Annotated in this window: 5 protein-coding genes; all 5 read right to left on the bottom strand. The window is 61.7% G+C overall.

Features of this window, described 5'->3' with window-relative positions; all coding sequences use genetic code 11:
* Positions 1-197 precede the first annotated feature (197 nt).
* Positions 198-1,316, bottom strand: coding sequence for a bifunctional heptose 7-phosphate kinase/heptose 1-phosphate adenyltransferase (locus tag J3R75_RS06320; RefSeq protein WP_307260560.1), 1,119 nt, complete (start codon positions 1,314-1,316; stop codon positions 198-200).
* A 317-nt stretch (positions 1,317-1,633) separates the two neighbouring features.
* Complete coding sequence (locus J3R75_RS06315; protein WP_307260558.1) at positions 1,634-2,443, bottom strand: PHP domain-containing protein; 810 nt, start codon at positions 2,441-2,443, stop codon at positions 1,634-1,636.
* Between the two features lie 104 nt (positions 2,444-2,547).
* Positions 2,548-4,530 (bottom strand): acetylxylan esterase, encoded by a 1,983-nt coding sequence (locus tag J3R75_RS06310; RefSeq protein WP_307260556.1) that lies wholly within the window; start codon positions 4,528-4,530, stop codon positions 2,548-2,550.
* Positions 4,531-6,200: 1,670 nt separating this feature from the next.
* The gene (locus J3R75_RS06305) at positions 6,201-6,773 is read right to left on the bottom strand and encodes a DUF6788 family protein (RefSeq protein WP_307260552.1); all 573 of its coding nucleotides are present in this window, start codon (positions 6,771-6,773) and stop codon (positions 6,201-6,203) included.
* Positions 6,774-6,982: 209 nt separating this feature from the next.
* A complete protein-coding gene (locus tag J3R75_RS06300; protein WP_307260554.1) occupies positions 6,983-11,167 on the bottom strand; it encodes a carbohydrate binding domain-containing protein in 4,185 nt (1,394 codons plus the stop codon).
* Between the last annotated feature and the right edge of the window lie 14 nt (positions 11,168-11,181).

The raw sequence follows: 11,181 nt of genomic DNA, 5'->3' as shown, positions 1-11,181 counted from the left end.
GGCTGCTCTTCTGTGGTGCCTCTACGAGGCACGGCCCTTGGGAGGCTCTAACCCCAGGCTAAAGCCTGGGGTTAAGCATGGTTAAGCGCCTACGGCGCAGGAATATCCGCAGGCCGTTGATGGCCGTCGCCTTTTGTAGGGGCGGACCTGCGTGTCCGCCCCTCTGGCGAGGGGCCAGCGATAGCCGTCGATTTTGCTTATTTAGTGTCCTGGCGGAGGATCTCGGCGATTTCTTCAGGGGTGGCGCTGCCGGTTTGGCCGATTTTGCGGATGGATACCGCGCTGCAGCAGGTGCCGAGTTGTGCGGCTTTGACCCAGTCGCGGCTGGCGGCGTAGCCCACAGCCAGGCCGGCGAGGAAGCTGTCGCCGGCGCCGACAATGTCTATTGGGCCCGAGCTGGGGATGGCCGGGATGTGCGTCGTCAAGTCGAGTTCAAAGACATAGCAGCCGTTGGCGCCGTCGGTGATGACGACAGGGCGGCGGAAGCGCTGTAGCAGGGCATCGCCGGCGTCCAGCGCGGGCGCGTCGTCGCGGGCGAAGGCCAGTCGCGCGGCGTCGCGGGCATTGAGTTTGAGCACGGCGGCGGGATAGGCATCGAGGTAGTCCCGGCCATCGTAGATGGCAACGACCTCGGGATGGCTGGCTAGGTAGTCGGCGAGGCGTCGCCGCAGGTAGGGCTGGTGCAGGCCGCGCTTGAGCTGCTGGTTGATGGCCAGGACCTTCACGCATTTGCAGATATCACAGAAGGCGCGGAAGACTTCTTCCTGGATGGCCTCAGGTATGTCGTTGGCTACGCCCAGGTCGAAGCGGGGCAGCTCGCGGCCGGCCAGCATGGGCTTGCAGTACACCGGCGTCTGGTAGGCGCCGCCGGGGATCTTCCAGATGAGACTTGGCGCGTCGCAGTTGCAGCCGTGGACCAGCTTGGCCAGGTAGTCACCAAAGAGATCGGCGCCGACCACGCCAATGCACGACACCTGTCCGGCCTGCAAGGCGCAGAGATTGGCGAGGACATTGCCAGCGCCGCCTAGGGAATAACGCTGGCGCGACACCGGCTGCGTTGCCAGGCCGGTCTCTAGTGACGTCTCGCTGCGCGTGGGGTCGATCTCCCAATACGCGTCAAGGCAGAAGTCGCCCAAAAGAGCCACTGGGCTGTTACGGCGTTCGAATAAATCGCGGATGACGGCGGCTTCGACAGCACATTCACTCAGCATGGCCATGGGATTACCTCGATGTGGCGGGAAGTTCGGGCAAATTGGCGGCGGGAGGACGGGCACGGGCACGGGCATGGGCATGGGCATGGGCACGGGCATGGGCATGGGCAAATCGGCCTGGTGACCCGAGGCCGTAATGTAGCCCCGGCGGTTCCGCATGCCATGGGATTAAGCCGACGTGCCGTCGGATCAACGGTCTTCTATCGCGGACGAATCGGACTGATCGGACGGATCGGACCGATCGTCGATTTGATCAGTCGGATCAGTCGGAGCAACGGTCTTTTATCGCGGACTGATCGGACAGATCTTCTTTTTTGATATCGCGGACTGATCGGACTGATCGGACTGATCGGACCGATCGTCGATTGGATCAGTCGGATCAGTCGGATCCGTCCGATTCGTCCGCGATAAAAGACTGCTGTTCAGAGCTGGAGAATGTCGGTGATGCCGCAGGCGTCGGCGAAGCGTTCCAGGCGTTTGTGGACGCCGCCGATGATTGATTCTGGGGAATGGGCGTCGCTGCCGATGCTGAAGGTGCAGCCGCATTCGCGGGCGATGGTCATCATGCGGATGTACTCGGGCGAGAACTGGTCATCGCCGGAGCCGTGGGTTTCGTCGCGCCTGGCGGCGCAGCCATTGAGTTCGATGGCGCAGCGGGCCTGTTTGGCGGCGATGAAGCACTCGCAGTATTCGTTGTCGCTGATGCGCGACTGGACGGTGTAGGGCATCTCCGGCGTGAAGCCCATGGCGTGGAAAGGATGGACGACGGCTGTGGCCAGGTCCAGCGCCATGATTTCCATGAAGCGCCGGATCATGATCGTCTTGATGCCATCGGGGTCGGTCACGTCCGCTGGGAAGACGTAGTTCTTCATGTGGAAATGGTCTGGTGGAATGAGGACGAAATCGAAGAGACTGGCGGCATCGCGGGATATGCCGACCTGCTTGCCGCCGAGGAATTCGGTTTCGCAGCCGACGAGGATTTTCAGGCCGCGGCTGAGCTCCTGGCATTCATCGCTGGCGAGGGCCTTTTTGATGCTGAGGACGTGGTCGACGTCCTGGGGCTGGTACCACTTTGACGCTCCGGGCACGGCCTTGTCCCACAGGTGGTCGGAAAAGCCGATGGTGCGGATGCCCTGGTCACGGCAGGCCTTGAGCAATGCTGCTGGCGTCGATTCGGGTTTGGCGCAGGCCGAGAGATTGCTGTGCAGATGGATGTCGCTGGTGATGTGCATTAGTAAGCTCCTTATTGTAATGATGGTGCTGAAAAAATAGGGCCCGGTCTTGCTTTGGTATCAAGACTGGGCCCCGTGAATTGTAATCGCCGATCAGGCCGTGGTTATTTCTGCTCCAAGACGAAGGTCTGGGCTTTGGGCGGCACATAGCCGTGCGTGGAACCCTGTACCCAGTTGATGCGTTTGGGGCCGCGGATGTTGTTGTAGAGAATGGCCACGCCGGAGGGTGGGCAGGTGTAATCGCCCAGGCCGGCGCGATTGATGTCCACATAGCAGCTGGTCGGGATGCGCTTGGCGTGGTTGATGGGGTCGTAGTAATTCAGTGCTTCAACGTAGGGCAGGCGCCAGCCGGCGGTAATGCGGCCGAGGGTTACGCCGCCGAGGTCGCAGCACCATGGCACGCCCGCGCTGGCTTTGACGACGTCGGTGTCGAGGCCGGCGGCCCAGACCGTCTGCAGGCCGCCCTGGCTGCCGCCGCCGACGGTGAGAGTCTTGCCGTCCCACTCCGGCCGGCTCTTGAGGTATTCGAGGGCGCGCATCACCCGCAAGGCCATGCCATTGAAATAGGCCGTTTCGGGATCGGCATTCTGGACGGGATCAAAGGCGTAGCCCTGGCCATTGGACTTGATGGACTCGAAGAAGGCCTTGTAATAGTCGTCGCTTTGGCCGAGGTCGTAGCCGTGGGCGTTGACGCTGAAGTTGATGCTGGTGTCGGAGCCACCGCTGGGCGCGCGCTGAATGCTGGTGCCGTAGCCGTGGAAAGAGGCGCTCACCGGCAGGGACTTCTCCTTGGCGTCCGCCGGTACCGTCAGGTAGCCCGTGACGGGCCGCGGGCCCGGGCAGTCGATGCTCACCGCATAAATCTTCACCTTGGGGTCTTTGCTGGGCTGCTCGTCGAGGCGGGCATTCATGGGCACGGCGGCCAGACGGGCCTTCTGCTTGGCCCAGAAGGCGTCGAAGTCGGCTGGTTCGGGCACGCCCTGGAGTTTGTCGATGTCGACGCCGGCGCCGCCGTCAAAGAAGAGGTTTTCCTGTGCTTCTTTGCCACGGCGCATGACTTTTTTGGTGACGCGCTTGCCATTTTTGTCCACGAGATAGGCGAGAATGCGGACGAAGCCGGGGCGGTCGAGGCTGGTCTTGATTACCAGGGGTTCTGGGCCGACTTTGGCTTTGCCGGAGTCCTTGACGCCGTCGTCGCCGGTGCGTTCCCAGGTGATGAAGTAGTCATTGCTGGGCTCTTGGCCTTGGAAATCGGCCACGAGGTTAAAGGCCATTTCTTCGCCGGGGGCGAAGAGCGCCTGTTCGCGGTCGAGGGTGCCGGTGAGGGACGCCTTATTGCCATCGAGCAGGACGACTTCTTTTACGGTGAGGTTGTCGATTTTGGCGACGATGAAGAGCTCGGCCTGCTGGTAGTTCTGGCCGCTGCTACTGAAAGTCCAGTCGGGATTGGGGGTTTTGCTGCCGCCGAAGTTCGCTTCGACGTCGGTGTTGTTGCCGATGCCCAGGTCGCAAGTTTTCCCGGCAGTGAATTTATTAAAGGCGAGCACGACCTGCTTTTGTTCGTAGTTATGTACCTGCAGGCAGCCGTAGTTGCCATTGCCATTGCTGTCGGGCTGGTCGCCGAAATCGAACGCACTGGTGGCGCCGGGGATATTCTTGTTGTTGGTGCCGCCGTAATTGCAGCCCCAGATTTCGACATTGCCCTTGGGGAAGGCGCCGGTTTTAATGGCGGGGACATTACTGAAGACCTCCAGGTTGGTGACGTAGTCCTGGAAGATGTCGCCGCCAGGCGTGGGCATGCCGAGGCGGGCGATGTCGGTGATGAAGGGGTCCATGGCTGCGAACACCCACGAGAGCTCGCCCTGTTTGTCCGTCAATTTCAGCAGGTAGCCGATGCGTTTGACATCGCCGCCGAGGATCTCGCTGCGGTCAATGGTATAGCCGCTGCCCGCGTAGGCCGTCGGGTCAAGCTTCGCGATCAATTCGTAGCCCGTTGCCTGTGGGACCAAGGCCGTCAATTCCGGGACTTCGGCACGGGCCAGCAGGCCCAACAGCACAATGACTCCGACCCAGCGTGCGATGTTCATGATCTTCCTTTCACAACCTGAAACACTATGTCCGCAACAGCAGTCGCTGCCTGCGGAATGGGAAAAAACCATCAAAGATAGCCCCCGCAAACAGGCTGTCAACCGGCTACTTTGCGGCAATTTGATCAGACCAGTCCCAAAGAATCAGCCGTTGCCATTAAGACCACTTCACGCTGCTTGCTGGGAAAAAACGATTTGGGCGCTAAGGTAGCGTGTCGCCTTCCTCCTGCTGCACCTTAAGTTTGGTTAAGTTCTTAATGTTTGTGCGCACAGTTGAGGCGACTTTTTCGTTTCTGGATTGTATCGCGGGTTTTGGACTGGATTGGCGGTCGGCTTCCACGCTCATGCCGTGTCGAACTCAAGTCGCCATTCCCCTACGTCGATCTGACTCAAGGGTCTGGTCGTGATCGATCTTTTGAATTTGCACATCAAGTTTTTGATGGTGCCGTACCATGTCATCATCCGTTCGCGGATTGTATGCTTGACGCGATCCGGATTCTGGTGCTGCTGGAGACGGCGAAACAGGTTGCTGTGCAGCATGAGTTCCAAGATGATGTTGGCGATTTGCACGATGTGGTAATAGTTGGTTCCCGCGTGTCCCACTGTGCCGAACGCTTGTTCCAGTCCAAGTCCGTGACATTTCTGAACCTTGAATGCTTCTTCGATTTGCCAGCGCGTCCGACATACGTCGTCGAGCAGGTTGGTTGCCCTCCTTTTGTGAATGAAGATGCTGGTTGCGTAGACGAATTTATCCGTCTTGCCCTCGCTGCCTGTCTTGGTCATGGCCAGGACGTTGAGGCTGACCTTGGTTTTTCCGAATGTGTGTTGCACGTGGTTGGTCCAGGTGACCACGCGTTGCTTGCCATCGGCCGGGTCATCCTCTTTGACCCGGTTTCTGTGGTCGGCAGCCATTTTTTGTTCTGCTTTGGCAAGGAACGCGGATGTATTGTCCTTGACCGTCACCGATAGTTCCATGTGGTTTTTCCTGGTCAGATTAACGATGTCCTCGCACAGATAAAGCCCATCCATCAGGATAATCATGGGAAGTCTGGGATACTTGTCCCTCAGTCGGACCAGGAGCCTTTTGGCCGCTACCAGTTCGCTGTCTTGCTTGTTGTACTCGCCCCCCTCGGGATTCTCAATGGGTTCGGTCATCAACGGGATTCTTACCCCGCCTGGACAGACCATATGGGCCTCCAGCGCTGTCAACATGTGCTCAACCGTTCCATCTGAACGCGTTTTGTGGGTGGAGTGCGGCAGTTCCCGGGACGACGTGTGATAATGGACGCCGTCGATAGCGACGAGAAAATGCTTTTTCCCGGTGAGCGTTTCATCCGTGCGCATGCCGTCAAGGACTTTATTCCGGATAAGCCGGCCAAGCATCTTGTTGCGCATGCCGGCCAGTTCTTTCGGGGGAAGACCTTCCATGGAGTACTTCAAGGTGTCCGAATGGGGAAACCTCTCCATCTTGCCGCCAGTCAAGGTGTTCAGGTTGTCCAGGAAAGCCTGTTCGTCCTGCTCGTTGTCCGTGTCGCGATTGGCCGTGTTGCCCATCAGGCGTGACAGAACGCACAACATGACAATGACGTAAAGCGGGTAGGTAATGCGATCCTCTCGCCTGAAATCATTGATGTCGTCGACGTACCGGTTCAGCTGCGGAAAATAGGCGTCTATGACTCGGATGAGGTCGCCGTGGTTGATGCCAGGCTCGCGTTCCTGCGCTTTGCGGCCCGGGCGCGCGGAACATGAAGGCGTACCACCTTTTCCGCCAGCACGTCTATTTCCTTGAGCAGTTTCTTTACTCGCTTGTATTCGCTTGTCCATGCCTCAACCTCGTCGGCGATGCCGACTGGTATGTAGATGGCCTTGGTCTTGCCGGCGACCTTGCTGGTCACCGCACATGCGGGATGCGCTTCGCCACCCTTGGCGCAGGCGCAGGCGGGGTTTCCGCATACGCGTCGCTTGCGCACGAAGGTGCCCGACATGAACAGCCCGGCCTTTCCCAAAGCCTTGATTTTTGCATGCATCTGCGCCTTGAGGGTCTCGATGGATTCAGGCATTTCCATGGCCACATCTCCCTGATCAATAAAAACACGGATAAAACAAGCCGTATATATACGGCTCAGGTAATTTACGCCGTCAATAGCTGATTTCAAGGTGTTGCGCAAAAAAACCACCGAAAAAACACAAGAAAATTTAAAGATCGTATAATTACGGCTCAGATATTTTTTACAAAAAGACAAAAAAAGGCCTTTGCGAACTAATCGTCGCAAAGGCCTGGAGGATTCACGCACGATCCATGCGCGAACTATTTCTCATTCTTTGTTACTGTGATCAGACCGATCAGACCGATCGGACCGATCGGACCGATCAAGTCAACGATCCGTCTGATCCGTCCGATCCGTCCGATCCGTCCGATCCGTCCGCGATAATAGACAGAAGATCCGTCGGATCATTTCTCGATGACGACGAAGCCGTGGCCATTGAGTTTGGCGACGACCTTGTTGCCGCGGCGGACATCGCCATGTGCTTCGAGGGCGATGATGCGGTCGTCGTGACCGATGATGAGGCAGGCGCCGTAGCCGGCGGCGACGGGGAGGGTGATGTCGTTGTGGACGGCGTTGATGCTGTCCAGGCCGTTGTTCCAGAAGACCCAAGCGGTGCCATTGCGGCCGGGGACGCGGAAGGTGGTGAGGTCGTCGGGCGTATCGGCGTGGCGGGTCGTCTGGGCGCCGGCCTGTTTGAGCAGTTTGCCGTAGATGACGCGCATGGCGTGGCGATTGAGGCTGCTGATTTCCAGCGGATCGGCGGTGAAGGCGACCGTCCCGGCGCCTAGGCGATTCTGCACGACCACTGGCGTGTCGCCGGCGCTGAACCAGGGCAGCGCCGTGGTTAGCTCCAGGGCCATGGCAGGCCGGAACTGCTGGCCGGCGAGGGGGCCGGCGGCGACCGGCGGCAGCGTGTCGGGGCCGGCGACCATGGGTTCGGCTGCCAGCAGCGCGGTGGGGCGCACGCCGCAGAGCGCCTCCAGGCGCGCGGGGATGGGGTCGCCACCGGGATTAGCGCTGTCGCGCGACATGTCGCCGGAGAGCCAGAGCACGCCGCCACGCTGGACGAATGCCGTGAGGGCCTGCAGCGTATCGTCGCTGACCACGTAGGGCAGGGGATAGATCACCAGCTTCACGCTGGCGGGCAGCTCGCTTGCCAGCGAATCGGGGAGAAGCGACAGATTGGCGCCGTGCCAGAGAAGGGCGTCGGTGACATTATGCGCGGCCTCAGTGAGGGTACCGCGTTTGGGCGTGTGGCGGAGGTAGTCCGGCAGTAGCAGCACGACGTCGGGCGGGTTGTCGACCAGTTCGAGCAAGCCGAAGACGCGGGCCATGTCGCTGTAGAGAGCGGCGGTTGGTCGCGGCGTGCCGGTCTGATGGATGAGCCCGCAGGGGAAGATGCCTTCCATGGGATCGCGCCAATGCCAGGACAGCAGCGCCGTGGCGCCGAAACCGAAAGCGTGGTGGACCAGGTAGAGGAAACGCCGGCTGTAGCTCTCGTCGTCATCGCCGTTGCGCCAGGGGTCCTGCTCCTTGAAGGTCGGGTGGTTCTTGGCGCCGCATTCGCCGACGATGAGGGGCTTGCCCAGCACCCGCAAATCGACGTCTTTGACATGGCCGGCGAAGGCCGCAGGCGTGCCGTAGTAGTGCCGGTCGGTGAAATCGAGGTCAAGCGAAGCCAGCAGCGGGTCTTTGGCGGCAACGCCCCCGGACCAGCCTTGGCTCCAGCCGATCGACACGGGCAACGCGGGCTTTTCGGCCCTGATGGCGTCGCGGCTGTTCTGGGCCCAGCGCCGTTGGGCGTCGCTGACCAGGCGCCAGGTGTTGTGCACCTGCGGGTCTGCCCAGTGGCCATCGGGCTTGGGAGCGTGGCCGAGGGCCTGCTCAAAACCCGGTGCGGCGAATTTCATGCTGGGTTCGTTGCAGATGTCCAGTGCCAGTCCGGGCACGTCCCGGTAACGCCGACCGATGTCGCTGGCGCTCTGGCGTTGCTGGGCGAGCGACCATTCTTCGAGGGTGTTGCTGAGGTTTGGCGTGTGGTAGAGGACGATGCCGTGCTTCTGCGCCAGCTGGACAATCGCGTCGCTGACGCGGGCGTCGCTCTCGTTCTTGATGGGCAGGAAGCAGCGCGACCAGCGCAGATGGTGTTCGCGCATCTGTTTGAAATCGCGATTGAAAGCGCGCGGCGAGCGCGCGGTGACGGAGTTGTGCTGGCCCCAGTAGTTTTGGCAGCCCATGGTGAAGCGCGCCTGGCCGTCGATGCTGAGCATCAGGCCGTCCTTGGCCAGCTTGGGGCCGCAGGCGATGACGGCGGGGGTCCAAATGACCACCGCGCCTTCTTCGCGGTCGAGGCAGCGGCCGTCTTCCCAGAGTTCGGCGCTGAAGTCGATGTAGTCGGGGGCGTCGGCGGGCACGGGCCAGGCCTGGGTTAGCGTCTGGCTGGCCATGGGCCCCACTGTCGTCGGCTGGTCCCAAGTGGCCAGGACGGCGCTGGCTTCGTCTTTGAGCGTGAAACGGACCACGGTGCTGATGTCCTTGTCGCCGTAGTTGCTCAGCGTGGTTTTGAATTCGGCGGTTTCGCCGTGACGATAGCAGGCGTAGCCCGTAGTGGTGTCGTGGAGGAAGTAACGGCGCAGGAGCTGCGCCAGCAGCGGCGGCAGCAATGTATTCAGCACGGGGCTGTCCGCACTGAAAAGATCGCGGTCGTTGACGCCAAAGATCGCCCACGATGAGCCGGAGAACACGCCGCCGAAATGCCTGATGACAGCTGCGGCGTGGCCGCGGGAACTGCCAGCGCCGTCGTAGCATTCCAGCAGGGGCAGCCAGCGCGCGTGGTTCGGGCCGAAGCCATGGCCGTTGAGGCCGAGCATCGCCACCGCCGACCAGCCGCCGACCGCGCCCGGCAGGGTCAACTGCGGGAATATCCCGGCGGCTTCCGGCGCCGATGCCGTGCGGGCGACGTCGCGTAAGGGGAAGGACGGGTCGAAGGCGCCAATCTGGGTCGCCTTGGGCCACATGGCGTCGCGAATGCGGGCGCGCCGGGTGTTGATCTGCGGCCAGACGGCCAGGCGCTCCTGCCAGCGCGGATCGACGCCCGCCTTCAGTCCCGCGATGGCCGCCTGGTGCGCCATGCCGGTCTTGACGATGTCCAGGGCGACGCCGAAGGACAGCTGCTGCACGGCGCGCGGATTGATGAAGTCGCCATCACCGCCGCGGCCGATGCTGGGGTTGTCATGCCAATAGGTGAGTTGCTCCATGGTGATGACGACTTCGCGCCATTCGGGTGTCAGCTCGACGGCGTAGTGCCAGCGCGAGCCGTCCTCTTCGGTGAGCTCGAACCATGCGCGGCTGGTTTCGGGGCCGCCTTTGACCCAGAAGCTCAGGACGGACCATGCTGCCGGCAGCTCGTCGGCAAAACGGAACAGGCCGGTGTCCCAGCCGGACAATTCCGGCGTGGCGATCTCAATGCCGTCGCTGCCATCGGGGCCAGCGATGGCGTTGATTAACGTCGGGCGGTCTTTGCGGTTGGTGGACGGGCGCCAGCGGCCGGCGTCGCCGATGGCGACGGGCTGGTCCGGCCGCAGGCCGTCGCGTGGGATGTCCCGCTGGTCGCGCCAGCGGCCATCGCGGTCTTGGTTGACGGGGCGGTCGCAGGCGTAGCCGCCCATGGTCAGCAGCAGGCCGCCGTCCTGTAGGAATTGCGTCAGCGCCGTGTGCGCGTTGGCGGGGAAGACATCGCCGCTGGGGACGACCAGCAGCTCGAAGTTGTCGCTGTTGAAATAGTGGTCGTTGATGAGCTGTGCGGCCAGGATGGCGACGGCCTGGTAGCCGCTGGCGGCGAGCGCCTTGGTTAGTGTGGGCACTGCCGCCGGCGCGCGGCCGGGGCCGAGGTGGTCGAGCGGCCCCAGATCGAGCACGGCGATGCGTTGCGCGCTGGCGGGCAGGGCCGCTAGCCATTCGCGGGCCAGCGCCTGTTGTGCATCGGATTGATGGCCGTCGCGGCGGTCGGCGTCGGCGGGCTGGAAAGGCGTCGCGTCGCGGCCTTCTTCAACCTGAACCTGGGTGAACCAAGCGGTGCCCGTGCCGTAAAGACAGAGGTGGACGCGCACCTCCGAGCTGCCCTTGGCCAGCTCGGGAATGGTCATGACAATGCGCGTCCAGTCCGTCGTGCCGCTGAGTTTGGTGGGGCTGTCGTTGGTCTGCAGGCGATTCGATGCGCCGGCGCCACGATAACAATTCAGCGAAATGTAGGCCATCGATCCGTCGCCCAGGCCCTCGGTGCGCACATAGGCGCTGAGAGTGTAGGGCGTGCCCGCCCGCAAGCCCGGCACCGTCCGCGATGACCAATGCCACTTCTTTTCGCCATCGGCTCCCGAACGGATGCGCAGAGCCGGCGAGCCTCTGAAGTCAATGTCGCGATCCACTTCTATGACTACCGTTCCCGCCGCCGCCTGGGGCTCCCAGCCCACCGCCGTGCGCGGATCACGCGGCCGCAATGAAAAGTCGCCGTTGGGTACCAGATTGGGCGACTGCGACCACGCATAGGCGGCAGTCAGGGCAAGCAGACCAAGAAAAACGCGACAAGTCATCACTAAGTCCTCCA

This window comes from Oligosphaera ethanolica, assembly GCF_030814695.1.
GTDB classification, from domain to species: domain Bacteria; phylum Verrucomicrobiota; class Lentisphaeria; order Oligosphaerales; family Oligosphaeraceae; genus Oligosphaera; species Oligosphaera ethanolica.
The sequence above is the reverse complement of the archived record's forward strand: the minus strand, read 5'-3'. Positions and strand labels throughout refer to the sequence as shown.